Raw genomic sequence first — 16624 nt, 5'->3', positions numbered from 1 at the left:
AGATTCAACTAAGCCATGAACATGCGGAAGTTGAAGATTCAAGCGCACGGGTTTTGGCGGTGTTTCAAGGGGTCAATATAATGGGTTACTTTTGAGTAACTTTCGTATTTTGTCTAGACATTTTGTCGCTCTCTCATTCCACGGGTCAGAGGGCCTGCCCGAGCGGACTAGGGTAGTGTCAGTCCCAAAATTTTCTTGCCAAATTTCAGGAGTCTCTGTGTCGAATGCACCGAAGAATGCGCTGCCCATCGAAATCCAACTTCGCTGGTCAGATCAAGATTTATTGGCGCATGTCAATAACGCCACGATTATGACCTTGGTTGAAGAGGCCCGTATTCGAGCGATCACTGATCTGCAACAGCGCGGGGAGCTGAATGGCCCCTTGGATATGGTGCTGCGAACGGCGACGACAGAGTTCTTGCGTCCGGTCATGTATGAGGACAGTGTGACCGTCAATGTGTGGGTATCACGCATCGGAAATACCTCGTATGTGCTCCAGCATGAGCTGATGCAATACGGCGAAATTTGTGTCACCGTCGAGGCCGTCGTCGTCCTATTTGATGTCGAAAAACAGGTCTCGAAGCCCATTCCAGACCCGTTACGGGCCGTTTTGGAAACCGTTTTGGCGTCCTCCTAATCAAAAGAAACGATCTCACCGGCGTCCGAATGATGGTTCGTGACGCCGGTGAGATCTTGGATAGAAGCCCTGGGAATCGCGGTTATTAGGTTGTGGCGAGACCCTCAACGGGGGAGAGTTTTGCTGCCCGGTGCGCCGGAATGACCGAGGCGATGAGCCCTGCCAATACCGCAGTGATGGCGATACCGCCGATGGCTGCCCAGGGCCAGGCCATTTCGAGGCTGCCGGGCTGGTATTCAAAGGCCGTGGAGAAGATCGCGACCGAGCCAGCCCAACCATAAAACATGCCCAGGCCACATCCCAGCAGTGCACCAACGGCGCAAATGATGGCGGCTTCCCAACTCAACATGGCCCGCAGACCGCGCTTGGTCAGGCCCAGTGCTCGCATCAGGGCGTTTTCGCGGGTGCGTTCCAAGGCTGACAGCGCCTGGGTATTGCCCACCCCAACGAAAGCGATCAGCACCGAGATTGCCAAGAGTCCGACGACGGTCAACATGACCGTATTAATGGCCTGTTGATAGACGCCGCGCATCATGAGTGGGGATTCAAAATCGGTTGCCGACACCCCGGTGTTAGCGGCTAGTGCGGCAAGCAAATCTTGTATCTCGGAGGCATGCATCTCCTCTTGGTCGACCTTGATCCACACGGTTGCCGTCCCGGCTGGCTCGGCCGCCAACTCTTGGGCCGTGACATCTGAAACCAGTGCTGTCACGGAGGGCAGATCTGACTGCACAGCATTGAGCTCAACGGGTCCGTCAGTCGTATCGACCGTGAGCGTATCCGACTGATAGCCACTTGATACCAACACGGTGCCTGGTTCTTGCAGGGCCGCGACGTCTGCATCGGTCAGGCCGGCAGATATCTGGGCCAGTTGGGCTGGGTCGCCCGCCAACACGGCCTCGTTGTCATCCTGCACGGTGCCGACCGGTTGCAATGGTGCCGCATTTTCGACCCCGGTGATGTTGCGCATCGCGGTGACAATTTCCTCAAGGCGTTGCGAATCGTTGGCATCGATGTTGGTCAGGTCAGCATAGACGTCGACCGGGTAATTGGTGGCTAAAAGTTGATCACTATTGTGCTGGAAGGTTCGGCCGCCGGTGAGGATCATCGCAACCAGCGTGGTGCCGATGATCAGTGCTGCGGCAGTGGCTGCGGTGCGTGAACGATTCCGGGTGGAGTTCAGCTGTGCCATTTTGCCGGGGACCCCGGTGGCACGGGTGATCCAACCCAGCCCGTAGGCTGCGGCAGGCACGAACAGGATACTGAGCAGCAGCACCCCGATAAAGGAGACGGCTCCGGCCACAATGGCCAGTGCAATGTCGCCGTGTCTGGCGAAGACCACCATGACCGTAGCGCCACCGACGAATAATAGGGCGCCGAAGAATACCCGGACGATGCCCGCTTTGGATTCGACCGTAATGGCTGCCACGGGGCGCATTGCCTCTAACGGGGAGACCCGCATGGCTCGGGCGGCTGGGAGCCACCCGGCAATCACGGTGATGACCACGCCGACGACACCAACCCACACCAGGTTCGCATCGATAGCAAACGTTGCTCGGTCCACCCAGTTCTGGGCTAGCAGGATGAGCCCGAAGATCAGTCCCATGGCGGCGGCAATGCCTAGTAGGGAGCCGATCAGACCGATCATCAGAGTTTCGGCGAGCACGGATTTACGAATTTGGCCGCGGGTTGCGCCGAGAACGCGTTGCAGCGCGTATTCTTTGGTGCGTTGGGCAACCAGCACTGAAAACGTGTTGTTGATAACCAGCATCATGACCAACAAGGCGATGGCCGCAAAACCACCCAGGACAACCGTGATGGCATCGAAGCCGAACGTATCGACTAAGGATTCGGAAATTTCGACGTCGGGGGTATTGACCGTGGCCACCCCGGACAGCGCATTGGTGAGTTGCTCTAACACGGCGTCCACATCGCCGTCGACACGCACCAGACCCATCGAGTACATGGGATGTTCCCCGGCAAATGCGATCAGTGCCTCCGGGGTCAGATAGGCGGTCATCGCACCGATCGCGGTTGGATCGCCCGAGGTGTCGATCATGCCCGAGACGGTGAAATCCTTTTCGCCGTCGTCAGCCATGCCTCGCAGGGTGACCGTATCGCCAACGGCCAGGTCGTGACGGTCTGCGGCCGTGGTGTCGATGGCGATTTCGGAGTGTGCTTTTGGCAATGAGCCGTCGGTAACAGGGGTGGCCATCAGTGACGTGTCGGCCGGGGTATTGGTTGCCAACAGGAAGTCGGCGTCGGCGTCAAATGTGCCGCGCTGTGCGGACCCTTCGGGTAAGACCAAACCGGTGGCCACCTGAATCAGCGGATACACTTCTGCAACCCCAGGGATCGCTTCCAAATTCCCGGGTTGCTCCAGGCCGCCGAGGTGATCATAGAACGCGGATTCCGGGTCGGTATAGGCGTCCTGTGTTGCGTTGATGAGCAGATCGGCATTGGCATAGGTGGCGCCGAGCATCTGCTTGGTTGTTTCTTTGGCCGAGGACGTGACCAGTAGCGCGCTGGCCAGGAACATGGTGCCCAGCGTGATGGCCAATAACACGGCAACGTAGCGGCGCGGGTGGGTTTTGAGTTGGCTGAGGCCAAGTTTCCACATGCTTAGGCCCCCAATTCTGCCAGGGCGGCCAGCACGGCGTCGGCGGTTGGGTCCTCGACCCTGCCCACAATCGCACCATCTTTGAGCAGGACGACGTTGTCGGCGTAGGCGGCGGCGTGCGGGTCGTGGGTGACCATGATGATGGTTTGGCCCATGTCGCGCGCCGAGCCTGCCAACAGTTGCAGCACTTCGGCACCGGTTGTCGAGTCCAGGGCGCCGGTGGGTTCATCTGCAAAGACGACGTCGGGCCGTGTGAGCAGAGCCCGGGCAACGGCGACGCGTTGTTGTTGTCCACCGGATAATTCGTGGGGGTGATGGGCCAGACGGTCAGCCAATCCCAGGGTGGCAACGATCTGGTCGAACCAGGGCTGATCAACTTTGGCGCCAGCCAGATCCAGCGGCAGCAGAATGTTGTCGCGCGCCGAGAGGGTGGGCACCAGGTTGAAGGCCTGGAAAATAAAGCCCACGTGTTTGCGCCGCAGGATGGTCAGTTCGTGGTCGCTCATCCCGGTGATCACGGTTTTACCGATGGCCACCTGGCCGGAGTTGACCGTATCGAGACCGGCCAGACAGTGCATGAGCGTGGATTTTCCAGAACCCGACGGCCCCATGATCGCCGTGAAATCTCCGGGCCGAAATGACACGGAGACGTCATTGAGCGCGGCGACCTTCGTGGCGCCAGAGCCGTAGGTTTTGGTAATGGACTGGGCTGCTACGGCAGCCGGGGCAGTTGGAGCAAGGCGTGTTTTCATACTTTCCAGTGTGCCCCGTACCGCGTTTATGCACGTCAGCTTCTGGGACCATCTTGGGATGATGCGTATCGTCCCAAAGGATGACAGCACACTCCTGCTTGGCGCCGAGTTAGCCGGTCGGTTCGCCCTTTTTGATGGTGATCTGCCAGGATGCTTCGCCGGTCTCGCGGAAGTCGGTGACGTAGTGACCGTCGTCCACGGCCCACTGCGGGATGGTTTCGGTGCCCTGAGTGCAGTCAAAATCGATGACCAGGTGTTGGCCGGCGTCCAAATCAGCCATGACGTCCTTGGCTTCGATCAGCGGGAATGGGCAGACGGCTCCGAGTGAATCCAATGCGAAATATCCGTTGCCCAGATGTCGGGCTTTTTCCTCGGCTTGCAGACTGATCAGTCCGGTCGCCATGGACATTCCTGCCAGTCCGGCGTTGGTGGTGACGGCGGTGTTGGCTGCGGGTGCGGTGCTGAAGGCAACGGCGTCGGGGGTGTTGACGGTGCCGCCGACGCTGTCGTTGGTGGTGTAGGTTTGCGGGGCCTTGGCGGGTTTGGCAGTGGCGGGCTTGAGCCAGAATTTCGCGCCCACCGCGATCCCCACGGCAATGAAGAGCAGAGCAACCCAACCCTGAAAACTAAACAGACTGGTTTGGACCATACCGTTGCCCACGGTGCAGCCGCCGGCCAGGGTGGCACCCACACCCATCAGCAACCCACCACCCACAGATCGCACGGCGGTTGTGGCATCCGGGATGCGGATACGAAATTCCCCGGTTGACTTGGCGGCAATGAACGCTCCGACGAACAGCCCGAGCACTAACAACACACCCCAGTCGATGAAGCCCTCATCCCCGGTGACCGTGTATTGCAAGGTGTTGGCGGTTGGGGTGGTGATGCCCAACCCACTGTTGCGCCCGGTGGCCGCCGACAGTGGCCAGGCAATCACTCCGATCAGCCCGATGAGTGCCCCGGCGGTATAGAGATTCAGTGGACGCTTCCACACCGGTTGGTTACTCAAGCGTGCGGCTTTGGGGCGTTTGGCATCCTGAGCGCGGAAGTGGCGCACCAGGAAGAAGGTCAGCACAGATAAAGCGATCGCGAACCACCACGGCGATACACCCAGCAGTTCCGGGATGGTGGTTAACCCGGAATCCCAGCTCTTCATCCAGCCATCGAATCCGGCCAACGCGCCGTACTTCATGGCCGCAGCCGAGACCGCGTACATGGCCAGCGCAATCCAGGAACCCACCAGACCCTCGGCCGAGCGGAACCAGGTTCCCGAAGCACAACCACCGGCCAGAATAATGCCCAGACCAAATACAAAGCCACCAACGATAACGGCGGCCGGGGCAAACGTGCTGTCGCCCGGGGTGATCACGCCGGTCGAGGTTAGGGCAGCGATGCCGACCGCGTGTACGGAAATGACCACTAGCAGCGCTACGAATGTGCGCCAGGTGCGTTGCATAAAGATGTCACGCATCATGGCCGTGACACAGAACCGGCCGCGCTGCATCACAACCCCGAGCACGGCGCCGATAGCTAAACCTGTAAGAACCATGACGGCCCAACCTTCAAAACGCTTCGTTGAAGCGAAACTCATCAGTCAAATGTTGCAGTGATAGAGCCTAGACCCCTGGGAAATCGACGCCAAATGTGCTGACCAGAATCTTCACGGGACGTCATAAACGTTCATCTACCCCGGCGTAACTTCAGCGGCCGTTCACTGAGTATGGGCATTGCGTGGGCGGACGTATGATGGTGTGCTGAGTGTTTTGTGAAAGGCAGGCTTTTGTGACCGTGGTGCTAGCAGCCGTCCCGATCCTCGTGGTGATTGGACTTTTGCTGACCCGTCTGCCTGCCTGGGTGCCACCGGTCGTGGGCGTGCTGGCCGCCATCGCCATCGGGCTGTGGGTGCTCGATGCACAGACCACCGAATTGACCGAAGCCGTGGGCGGCTCAATGACGACGATGCTCCAAGTCCTCGCCATTATTGGTGGCGGCGTCACGTTAGCGCGGGTCATGGATTTTACCGGTGCCCAGAAACAATTCGCCGACTGGCTCTCCGCCGGGGGCGCCTCACTGGGTTCCGCTTTGATGATGGCCAACGGCGTGGTGCCGTTTATGGAATCGGTCACCGGTTTCGGGGTCTCGCTGCTCATCGGGCTCCCGCTGACTCTGGCATTTGGGTTTACCGCCTACCGAGCCGCATTGATCACGCTCATGGGAATTGTCATTGGCCCGTGGGGATCCATGGGCCCCGGCACCCTGTTGGGTGCTGAACTCGCGGGCCAGCCACTTACCGAATTCGGCCTGGCCACCGCCGTGGTCAATATCCCGGCGGTGGTCATCTCCGGGATCGTCACAGCCTTCATCGCGGCTCGTCACGCCGGTGTGCGCGGCCCCAAACTTGCAGGCTATCTGGCCGTCGGCGCCACCTCGGGCATCGTCCTGGCGTTGCTGGTTCTGGTATCCAACCTCTTGCTGGGCACCCCGGTTGCCGGTGCCGTCGCTGCGGCGATCATGACGATCCTGTGGTTGCTAGTAGTGCGTAAAGGCAAACTGCTCCCCGGCCCCGGCGGCTCCATCGCACCCTATGCGGTGTTGGTCTTCGGTACCATCGCCGGTCAGCTGATCTCCTCACCATTTGAATCCGCCTGGTGGACCGAAATCATCGCCAGCCCCGCCGTCTACGCATTTGCCGGTGTCGGTGTCGCGCTGCTGCAATACCGACAACCCGCCACCGGCCTGGCTGCCAGCGCCTTCAAACTGTGGCTCAACACCGGCATCCCCACCGCCCTGTATATCCTGTTCGGCGTCGTGATGCAGGGCGGCCACATCGCCGAAACCCTGGCGCAATCCCTGGCAACACTGGGCGCCGGGTACCTGTTCCTCATGCCGATCGTCGGCGCGCTGGGTGGTTATATGACGGCGTCGGGCACCGGCACTAATGCGATGTTTGGCCCAACCCAGGTCGCCGTGGGCACCCAGTTAGACATTCACCCGCAATGGTCCATGGCCATGAATAATGCGGCCGGCTGCTGGGGGACCATCGCCTCACCGGCCCGTATCGAACTGGCCTATCAACTCTCGCGCGGTGCTTCAATGCAAGACACCGGACCAGCAGTCACCCGCGCCCGACTGCTCGCAGTCACCCTACCGGTGCTGGCGTTCAGTACCCTCATCTGGGGCATCATGGCCTACTTCCTGCTGCCCGGCCTGTCCGCACTATGATGAAAGACACCGACATCGCGAGACCGGTGAGGTCAGAGCGGGGGTCCTCCTTATGAAGACTAAACAATTTCGCATCTGGGTGTTTGCGGCGGCGATGCTTTGCGCTGGGGCACTGGCCGGATGCTCCACTGAACGAACCGAGCCGCCGAGCGAGCCAGACGCTCCGGTGACTCACACGCCGTCGCCGGACGAGACCACCACGGACGTACCAGACCTCTCAACCCGAGCTGTACTTCTTGACGAGCAAACGATCGAGCTGACCACCTACGGGTCGTCGAGTTGCCCAGACGAAGCGATTGACGTCGACCCCGTCGATGCCGCCACCATAGCGGTGCAATTAGACAATGAGACGGACGAGCGACCCTGCACGGCGGATTATGCGCCCGTTGAGCACACCGTGGACATACCAGCCGAGGTGACTGAACGTCCGATCACGCTGGAGTTACACTGGCAAAACTCATCCGATTCGGCAACCATACCGGTTGAATAAACCGACCTCAACGCGTTGAAGTCTCGTTGCCGGCGTCGTCCTTAAACGCATTGACCACCAGATAAGCAACCGCAATACCAATCAGCACGACGCCGACCACGAAAATCCACACGTAGAACTCACCAATAAAAAAGTTCAGCGCCAGCGATGTGCCCATGATCATGCCGCCGATGATCAACATCAGCATCATCCCAACGGTGGCCGGTTTGGCGCGGCGTGGGTTTTCTAAATCTTTATCGTTGAGTCCTCTACGTGGTTCCATGCGATCATTATGGCCCGGAATGCTTGGCGCTACACAATTCCGGTGCGGTAGGCGAACACGACGGCTTGGACGCGGTCGCGCGCACCGAGTTTTGTCAGCACCCGACCCACATGGGTTTTCACCGTCGTCGCCGAGACGAACAGTTTGGCCGCGATCTCGGCATTCGACAGCCCCTCGGCCATGGCCTCTAACACTTCGCGCTCGCGGGCCGTCAGGCTGGCCAGTGCTGCCTGCTCGGCGTTGTGGTCGTTGGACGAGGCCGCGCGTTTGGGCTTGACCAGGTGTTCTAGCAGGCGCTTGGTGGTGGACGGCGCGATAACCGCATCTCCGTGATATACAGAGTCAATTGCGGCCAGTAGCTGCTCGGGCGGGGCGTCTTTGAGCAGGAACCCGCTGGCCCCGGCGTCAATGGCATCCAGGGCGTATTCATCGAGGTCAAATGTGGTGAGCACAATGATTTTTAGGGCATCGTTTCGCTCCAGCAGTGCCCGGGTTGCGGCAATGCCATCCATCACGGGCATGCGCACATCCATCAGCACGACGTCGGCGGCCACCACATGCGCGGAGTTCACCGCGTCCTGGCCGTTGGCAGCCTCGCCGGTCACGCGTAAGTCCTCGCGCGAGTTGATGAGCATGGACAGGCCCGAGCGAATCAGCGCTTGATCATCGACAATGGCCACGGAAATTTCTTGCATGGTTTCCATTGTGCCTGCTAAGCGCCGTTATAGGGCAAATGGGCGTGGACCCGGAATCCGCCACCGGCTTTGGGCCCGGCGTGCAGCGTGCCATCATACAATGCGGTGCGTTCGCGCATGCCCACCAGCCCCTGTCCGGCGTTATCGGTTTCGGTGGTGCCGGCGCCGTCGTCGTCAATGGTTACCGCAACCCCGGTGTCGCGCCAGTGCAGGGTGACCGTTGCGCTGGCATGGGGCCCGGCGTGGCGGGCCACATTGGTGAGAGCTTCCTGGATGACGCGGTAGAGCACCAGTTCAGCACCCTCGGCTAGTTCGTGGGTGGGTTGACCGGTTGTGTGCAGATCCACCTGCAGCCCGGACAGGCGCACGGTTTCGATCAGCTCATCCAGATCGGCCAGGGTGGGTTGGGGCGAGGTTTCGGCGTCGTCGGTATCGCGCAGCACGCCCAGTAACCGGCGCATCTGATTGAGTGCATCGCGGCCAGTGTTGGCAATGGTTTCTAGGGTTTGACCAGCGATCTCGGGTTGGGCCTTGGCCGCATACCGTCCACCGTCGGCCTGAGAAATCATGACTTGGAGCGAGTGGGCAACAATATCGTGGAGCTCACGAGCAATGCGGTTGCGTTCATCGGCCGCAGCGAGTTCGCGCTCCTGGCGCGCCTCGATTTCTAGTTGCTCGGTGCGCGCCTGCAGGGTTTCGACGCGCACACGCCGGGTGCGCTGCACATTGCCGATGGCCCAGGCTAACACCACCAGCGCGATAACCGGGATACTGATCGGCAGCACGAACATCGGAGTGCTCACCGGGCCGAAAATATCGGCTTCGCCGCCGGCGCGGTGGCCAAAAAAGTGCGGCATGAGCGTAACCGACGCGGCATACAGCACCGCTCCGATCAACGCCGTCACAAATCCGGCGATGGAGGCCCAGGACGGTGCTAGATGCGCCAGGTTTTGCACCGTGAGCAAAACCATGACCATCGACGGTATGACCTCCGGTCCAAAAAACAACTGCACCAGGGACCCAACGACGACGACCGCCGCCGACGCCACCGGATTGGTACGCCGAAACACCCACGGCGCCATGTGCAGTACCAAGATCGTGATAATCACGGCCTGCAGCGCCCAATCAGGCCAGTGATACACGAGGACCGGGAACGTCGCCGAGGTCATGGCTCCGCTTGAGGTCAGCAAAATCAGCCCCAGCAGCGGCAGGATGATCAGGCCGTCAGCGATGCGCGGGTAGGTGCGCCACAGGTAGGCGATCCGGTCAAAGAACTTCACGAAGCCCCATCTTAGGGCCACTTCCGGGCTCGCGCGTCCTCCTCGAAGACGATTTTGCCCGTCTATGTACGTCGTCCAGCGGTGCAGCGAGCGTTGAGTTAGGCTCGCTCGCCCGCCAACCAGCGCACAATGTCAGCGGCCGGGCCGGTTCGGGCTTGTAAATACCCGGTCCCGGCAAATAGGTGGGTTGAGCGCGGGTCCATAACCTGCGCTGCAGCCCGTTTAATGGGCACCGTCAGCGCATTGACTTCGGGATACACCGCCGGCGCGTCCAGCTCCATGATTTCATTGACCAACGAACGCGACACCCGGCCCGAGTACACGCGCGTTAATTGCGTGACCCCCGAGCGGTCTTCCTGCAGCATTTGCCGGTGCACCGGATTGGTACCGGCCTCATCCGATAGCAGCAGCGCCGTCCCCACCGATGCCGCAGCCGCCCCGTGCTCCTGCACCTCGCGCACCTGGGCGGGCGTGATGATCCCACCGGCAGCCACAAAGGGAATCTCGACGACGTCGCCCACGGCGTCCAGCAAATCCAACAGGGGGATGTCTTCGGGCTCGGCCTGTGGATCATGTACCGAGCGATGCCCGCCGGCTTCTGGGCCCTGCACCACCAGAAAATCCGCGCCGTGCTCAACCGCATTGCGCGCCTCGGCCACGGAGGTGACCGTTACCCCGATCTGGGTGTTTGACCCGTGGAGCTGTTCAAATACCGCCGGGGCCGGTAACCCGAAGGTAAACGACACGATTGGCCATTGGATTGCGGCATGAAGCTTGGCATCCCAGTCATCTGTCACGTTGGCCCCGGCCTGTTCTACCGTTGGGATTTCAACGCCCAGCCGGTCGCCAAAGGGCAGGAGCTTTTCTCTGAACTCGGTGAGTTTCTCGGCGCGCCGCTGGCGACTGGCCACCGGGTCCACCGCGGTATTGGCCACATCGGGAACAAATAGGTTGACCCCAACGCGTCCGGCGTCGGCCACCGAACGATAATCCTCGGTCAGCTGGGCTGCGGTCTTCCCGCCGCCAGCCAGAAATCCCATCGCGCCCGTGGACGCAACCGCTCGAGCCAATGCGGTTGACGACGGTCCTCCGGCCATTGGCGCTGCCACGATCGGGTGCTGAAATTCCATGGGGCAATCCTTTGCTGTTGGTTGACAGGATTTTTCAACTCTAGGACGATCCCTGCGCAAACCGAAGAGCTGAAGAATCGAAAGATAGTGGCCATTTGCCCCGGTGGGAACAAGGCCTCTACCTATTTGTTCTTCTGATGTTGCTCAATCCATTGCAACAGGTCGGTGTAACCTGCCCTGTTATTCGCGATTCCTAAGAAATCTCAGATAATGAGGCTTGTGTATACTCCAAATGCTCTTCGTTAAGTTCGAGGAAGATAAGCATTGAGTGCGCCCCGATGCGTTTATTTCCATCCATGAAAGGATGGTTACTAACAAGCCCAAATCCTAATCGAGCGGCTTTCTCTTGAACCGAAGGGAATAGCTCAACGTCGTCATAGCTGTGGAATGGTGCTGCAAGAGCAGCGTCCAGCAAACTTTCGTCGCGAAGACTCGAATCTCCACCGAATACCTCAATCAAGTTCGCATGGAGTTTGAGTATCTGTCTTTTGCCGAGATGAATCATTTGGCTAGTTCTGTATAGGCTTCTCGGTTCTGGCTTATCAAACGTTGAGAAATTTCAATCAGGTCCTTTTCGGTTGCTTCTTGCTCGTGTTCGACCGATGAGAACTCTAGGAGGATATACTTCGGCTCGTTATTTTTTAGAATGACGACCGGGCCATCCTCGTCCACTTTCCGGGCTACCTTAGAAAAGTTTTGATTTGCTTCGGTAATTGAAACTAAGTTTTTGGTGTTAACTTTCACGACTACTCCTTGTAATTTATCCTCTAATTATAGGTTGAATTTAGCCTATTTCGAGGCTGTTGATCCCTGCGCAAACCGAAGAGTTCCCAGCGTTAGATTCGCTCCAGCAACACAGCGGTTTCTGCGTGCGGAGTGTTCGGATACATGTCAAAAAGCCGTGCTGCAATCGGTACGTAATTGTTCAACTTCACCAGGTCTTCTGCCAATTGTACGGGGTATGCCGAGCAGTAGAGCAGGTGCTTGGGCCCGGTTTCATTGAACTGCGCAGCCAGCGCGCACAGCCCCTCGGGGGTTGGTGGAGTGACGACGGCGAGATCTGCGACGTTGTATCGATCCAGTCGAGCCGCATCCCCTAAGACGAACCGTGCAACATCGCGGTAGCCCATGTTGTGGGCGGTGATATTGGCTGCGCGCACCGATTCTTGGCAAGCATCAATGCCCCAGATCGTTCGCGGCACCCGGGGATTGGGCGTATCGCACCGCGCCATCGTCAACCCAAAACCACCCACTCCGCTAAATAAATCCCAGACATTATCGGCACCGACCTCATCAGCCCAGGCTCTGGCCTGCCGGTAGAGGTACTTGGTAACGTGCGGATTGGTGTTGAACCGCGATGTTGACGCCACCTGCAGCGGCAGGTCGTCAATCTGCAGGGTCAAGTATTTGCCGTGCAGTGCGTATTCGCGGTCGTCCTCAACGCACACGCTCACGACCCGCGCTGGGAGCCGTTGCTTGGCGAGTGGCTTCAGCAGGATCGGCAGGTAGGTGCGCAGCGGCGTCAGTGCCGCCCCGGTGCGAACTACGAACCGCAGCATGAGTTCGTTGGCCGGTGAGATCGTCACTTCGATGGTTTTGAGTTCGCCGGTGTTTGTGGATGCTTGGTAGGGCTGAATCTCTGCGGCAGCCACCATGTTCTGGATCGCTGCGAAAACGAATTCCATTTCCTTGGGGAATTGCGGGCACCCGGTGATGTCGACGCCGACGTCGTCATGATCGGGCAGCACACCCAGAATGGGGATTTCTGAGGTGCCCGACACGGTCATGGTGGCTTTATTCTTATAGCGCCATCGGGGTGAGGTGACGGGTTCAAGCCACAGCGCATCGGGATGTTCGGTGCGGAAGACGGGATGCAGGAGTTCCTTGGTGGCGTGAATCTTGAGGATCATCTGTTCTGAGTAGGCAGAATCGATCCAGGCGCACGCGTTGCAAAGGCCTGAGGTAAAGTACTCGCATTCGAGCATGGGTTCCAATGTAGGGCAGATTACTGGCCGGTAATAGGGTTGATATGCTCACCACACCGGCTTCGGTTGGCCGATTCGTGCCGGTTCTGGCTCTAGAGTGTTAACCGATCACGTCCGCCGTCGAGTTATCAACAGGTGAATTATGTCTGAGCCGCTTGAACATGCAATGCTGTTCGATTTGGAGCCTACCGAATTGGTCGAAGAACCGGTAGAGCAGACCGTCGTCGAACAGTATGACGACGCGGCAGGCCAGGGTGCACTCGACATTGGCATTGCGATTCCGACACCCTTTGCCGAACCCGAAGTTGATGAGGAAGTTGAAGCCGAAGCCGAAGAGGTCAACGAAGAGGTGCTGCAACATCCCGAGTCGGCACCGCGCAAACACCCTAATAAGGTCAGCTTCTATCAAGAGCCCGAAGACACTGCCCGCCTGCGCGGAGCGGTCCTGCACACGATGGTGGCTGAGGGGCACCGTTCACTGAGCCAGTTCATTATTCGTGCGGTCATGAAAGAAGTCCAACGCGTTGAGGATAAATACAACGACGGCAAACCGTTCCCGGCGGTGGCCGCCAACGAAATGCCGCAGGGCCGTCCACAACGCTAATGGTTCTTTTTGCGACTCGACCCGGTGGTTTCCTGCGGGCTGAGTTGTTGCAAAAACAGTGGAACTTCTGCGCGCGAGCTCAATTGGAGCTTGCGCAGAATATTCGACACGTGGAATCGGGCGGTGGACTCCGAAATGACTAATCGATCCGCAATCGCCCTATTTGAATGACCATCGGCGAGCATTGCGGCAACTTCTTGTTCCCGATCAGTCATCGTAGTAAATACCTGCGATGTCATATCGCGATTCGTCTGCGTCGCGCGTTGTAAGAGGTCTTGTGCACTGGCCAGGTAGGCCTGAGCACCAATTTCTTCCAGTGCGGTGATAGCTTTTCGCAGTACCGCTTCGGCTTGTTGAGACTGTCCGTACGACAGTAACAACTCCCCGTAATCCACACTGGTGAGCGCATGTGGCAGTGGGAAACGGCGCTGGGCCAGCGCGGCTATAAAATGCGCGGTAGCATTTTCGACGTCGCCGGTGGCACGGGCAATCCGAGCTTCCAACCAATCGAGACTGCCCCAGTACTCAAACCAAGAGCTGCCACGTTCCGAGCGCAGCTGGTTAACTAATGCCCGTGCTTTATCGAGTTGCTTCAGCGAGATCAGGGCATGCGCCTTATACGTGAGATAACCGTGCTGAGTGTTTGCGAATGTGACCAGCTCAGGCTGGGACGCTCGAGCAACGACGTCGTTATAATCTTGTTGCGTTCGGGCAATCTCAATCTGGGCCATCACATTGAGGTCCCGACCGTAGTGTTCCCAATGCAGCTCGGCTGAACGCGTCGCGTGGGATAGATATTGTTCGTATTGTTGACCGCCGGTGACGACGTCGATGATCGCTCGGAGTGCTGCTGCGGTGAGCCGTGATTCTAGGTCGAGCGCTTCGTGGCTGACTTCTTCGAGATCATCCAGAATACGGGTGGCCGATGTGTAGTTGCCAAATAGCACATGGCTATGCGCCAGAATGATGCGCGGTGTCGCAGCAGCCCACGGATCACCCGGAACGCGTTCCAAGAGATCAACAGCTTTTGCGGCAAGTTCATGAGCGAGCACAGCATCGCCGGTGGCCATCGCAGCCCCGGCTAGCGGGACGAGGCAATCAATTTTGGCAGGGCTATCGTTGAGTATCGTAACGCGTTGGATGAGGTCGGGTAGCGCCTGGACAGTGGCCTCAATGTCCCCATTGAGGTGCCACTGCACGATCTTGTAGCACTCCAAAAGCAGTGTGGTTTCTTGCGGTGTGACCATCCATGAGAGCCGTTGGTCGATGAGTTCTTCCGGATGATCCGGGCCGTGGGCGAGGAGTCGCTGCGCCATGGGGATGAGCTGCAGTAAGCGAGTGCGGTCGGGACTGCGCATGGTCATCATAACCATCATGAATGTAAGAAATGCTTGGACCGCCATCTCATCGGGGGTTGTGGCCGGTGCGGCAAGGATTGCTTGGACTCGTTGGTGTGGGAATTCCTCTTCTACCAGATAAACCCTGAGCATGACGGCCATGAATTCGCGCAGGATGCTGTGCGGCATGGCTTCGATTTCGGGTAAGAGATCCAAACATTGGTAACCGGTTTTGGCACGAATATTGATCAGCACGAGCTCGGTGATCAGCTGCTGCCGTTCTTCTGGTTGGTTGGCTAATTGCAATGCCATGCGCAGGATCTCGGAGGCATTGGCATAGAGCAGCTGGTCTGTGGCTTTGGTGAGGTATGCTTCGACGTGTTCCTTGAGCTGCGGGCTCCAGGTCTCCGAACCTTTGAGTAGATGCCGAACAGAACGGAATCCATCGGTGAGATCTGCCAGGACCTGATGGACTCGACGAGCAAGTACCGGATCTACGGTCTCACGTATGGCCGCTGCTACCAGGTCATGGCTGGGGACTATGGATCGTCCGAAGTCAGATTCTCGGATGATCCCTGAACGAAATGCCTCAGCAGTCCCATCGGCTACATCGAGACGTTCCAGGGCGGTCCGCAACATCGCCGGTGAGATTTCATGTCCAGCAATGCATACGATGTGGGCGGTCAATCGAGCAGCCTCGCTCAAGTCTCCATATTGACGAAGTAAAGGATTTTTCACTTCGACATTTCTGATCGGGATGCTCCAGGTGGTGTGTAGCTTTTCGATCTCTTCTTCAGTGACTTGGTTGAAGATCGCATCGACGCCTAGAAATGAGCCACCAGATAATTCTTGCAGTTTGGCCGCGTTAGACCTCGAAATACTGACCCCGAAGCGCGCAAATGCAAGCCCTCGAATATCATCTGCGGTCAAGGGTTCTAGCGTTATGTGTCTATCCTGAGGCCCTGTTGAGAAGTCGAGCAGAAATTGTCCGAGCGAAGACGGGCCGTGCGGTGTTCGCGCGCCACATGCGATGAGGACATGGCGACGATTAAACCTTGGGATCATATGGCGCAGCACTCGAATGGATTCCGGATCAATCCATTGTGCGTCGTCGATAATAATGATGCGGCCCGAATCTTGGGTGGGCAGTGTCTTCATGAGACGCCGGATGCAGTCTCGTGCCACCACGATGGGCTGTTGCTGGATATCTGGCTCAAATTCCCAATCCGAAGCGATACCGGCTGCTAAGAACCGTTCAATGAAGCTGTATGGTTCGCCGCTTTCGATGCGATCGGCGTTGACGAAAGTCACTGACCAATGATTGCGTTGATGTGCTTCGGCAGCCAGTTCTCGAAGAAAATACGTTTTTCCCATGCCGGATAGACCATCAACCAGGAGTGTCCCGCCGTGGTGTTGGTGGGCATCATCGAGGATCAGATGAATTTGATCGAGGCGTGAGATCGGGGAGCGGTGTGCGTGCATGGAGCCCTTCCAAATGAAAGGCGCAGAGCATTCCGGAGCATTGTGCAGGCTGATTATGGTGTGATCAGCACGCCGGAAAGTTAATCGTTATTGCTCTATCGGCACCTCTCAGGATGAGAATACCCTGA

Annotated in this window: 15 protein-coding genes; 4 read left to right on the top strand and 11 right to left on the bottom strand. The window is 58.4% G+C overall.

Translation table 11 applies throughout. From position 1 onward, the window contains the following. The first annotated feature begins 217 nt into the window (after positions 1 to 217). Positions 218 to 637, top strand: coding sequence for an acyl-CoA thioesterase (locus A6F49_RS00490; protein WP_043055917.1), 420 nt, complete (start codon positions 218 to 220; stop codon positions 635 to 637). Between the two features lie 85 nt (positions 638 to 722). Here A6F49_RS00490 and A6F49_RS00485 read toward each other — a convergent pair whose 3' ends face one another. The 3 genes from A6F49_RS00485 to A6F49_RS18665 form a co-directional block, all read right to left on the bottom strand. Beyond that, positions 723 to 3257, bottom strand: coding sequence for an ABC transporter permease (locus A6F49_RS00485; protein WP_052500006.1), 2535 nt, complete (start codon positions 3255 to 3257; stop codon positions 723 to 725). 2 nt (positions 3258 to 3259) lie between these two features. After that, on the bottom strand, positions 3260 to 4009 hold the full coding sequence (locus tag A6F49_RS00480; RefSeq protein WP_043055918.1) for an ABC transporter ATP-binding protein: 750 nt from the start codon (positions 4007 to 4009) through the stop codon (positions 3260 to 3262). 109 nt (positions 4010 to 4118) lie between these two features. Then, a complete protein-coding gene (locus A6F49_RS18665; protein ID WP_043055949.1) occupies positions 4119 to 5558 on the bottom strand; it encodes a YeeE/YedE thiosulfate transporter family protein in 1440 nt (479 codons plus the stop codon). 233 nt (positions 5559 to 5791) lie between these two features. Between A6F49_RS18665 and A6F49_RS00470 the strand changes: the two genes are divergently transcribed. Beyond that, complete coding sequence (locus A6F49_RS00470; protein WP_043055919.1) at positions 5792 to 7231, top strand: L-lactate permease; 1440 nt, start codon at positions 5792 to 5794, stop codon at positions 7229 to 7231. A gap of 52 nt (positions 7232 to 7283) precedes the next feature. Continuing rightward, the gene (locus A6F49_RS00465) at positions 7284 to 7721 is read left to right on the top strand and encodes a hypothetical protein (protein WP_043055920.1); all 438 of its coding nucleotides are present in this window, start codon (positions 7284 to 7286) and stop codon (positions 7719 to 7721) included. 7 nt (positions 7722 to 7728) lie between these two features. Here the strand turns inward: A6F49_RS00465 and A6F49_RS00460 are convergent, their stop codons facing one another. The 7 genes from A6F49_RS00460 to A6F49_RS00430 form a co-directional block, all read right to left on the bottom strand. Beyond that, complete coding sequence (locus A6F49_RS00460) at positions 7729 to 7983, bottom strand: hypothetical protein (RefSeq protein WP_043055921.1); 255 nt, start codon at positions 7981 to 7983, stop codon at positions 7729 to 7731. 29 nt (positions 7984 to 8012) lie between these two features. Then, on the bottom strand, positions 8013 to 8687 hold the full coding sequence (locus A6F49_RS00455; protein WP_043055922.1) for a response regulator: 675 nt from the start codon (positions 8685 to 8687) through the stop codon (positions 8013 to 8015). A gap of 8 nt (positions 8688 to 8695) precedes the next feature. After that, positions 8696 to 9958, bottom strand: coding sequence for a sensor histidine kinase (locus tag A6F49_RS00450; protein ID WP_052500007.1), 1263 nt, complete (start codon positions 9956 to 9958; stop codon positions 8696 to 8698). A gap of 98 nt (positions 9959 to 10056) precedes the next feature. Beyond that, positions 10057 to 11088: an NAD(P)H-dependent flavin oxidoreductase gene (locus A6F49_RS00445; protein WP_043055923.1), complete on the bottom strand. Its 1032-nt coding sequence runs from the start codon at positions 11086 to 11088 to the stop codon at positions 10057 to 10059. 193 nt (positions 11089 to 11281) lie between these two features. Beyond that, positions 11282 to 11593, bottom strand: coding sequence for a type II toxin-antitoxin system death-on-curing family toxin (locus A6F49_RS00440; RefSeq protein WP_201120190.1), 312 nt, complete (start codon positions 11591 to 11593; stop codon positions 11282 to 11284). Further along, entirely contained in the window at positions 11590 to 11832 is a 243-nt protein-coding gene (locus A6F49_RS00435) for a type II toxin-antitoxin system prevent-host-death family antitoxin (protein ID WP_043055924.1), read from the bottom strand. The genes A6F49_RS00440 and A6F49_RS00435 overlap by 4 nt, the downstream gene beginning before the upstream one ends. Before the next feature lie 92 nt (positions 11833 to 11924). Next, a complete protein-coding gene (locus A6F49_RS00430) occupies positions 11925 to 13073 on the bottom strand; it encodes a class I SAM-dependent methyltransferase (RefSeq protein ID WP_043055925.1) in 1149 nt (382 codons plus the stop codon). A gap of 142 nt (positions 13074 to 13215) precedes the next feature. Between A6F49_RS00430 and A6F49_RS17925 the strand changes: the two genes are divergently transcribed. Continuing rightward, positions 13216 to 13677, top strand: coding sequence for a ParB family protein (locus A6F49_RS17925; RefSeq protein ID WP_235604790.1), 462 nt, complete (start codon positions 13216 to 13218; stop codon positions 13675 to 13677). Here the strand turns inward: A6F49_RS17925 and A6F49_RS18660 are convergent. Next, positions 13674 to 16496 carry a helix-turn-helix transcriptional regulator gene (locus A6F49_RS18660; protein ID WP_052500008.1) on the bottom strand — a complete coding sequence of 941 codons (2823 nt, stop codon included), beginning with the start codon at positions 16494 to 16496 and terminating at the stop codon, positions 13674 to 13676. The two genes, A6F49_RS17925 and A6F49_RS18660, sit on opposite strands and share 4 nt — an antisense overlap. Between the last annotated feature and the right edge of the window lie 128 nt (positions 16497 to 16624).

The organism is Enteractinococcus helveticum, from assembly GCF_001657475.1.
Taxonomy (GTDB): Bacteria; Actinomycetota; Actinomycetes; order Actinomycetales; family Micrococcaceae; genus Yaniella; species Yaniella helvetica.
Note: the sequence above shows the minus strand (reverse complement) of the source record. Positions and strands in the feature narration are given on the sequence as shown.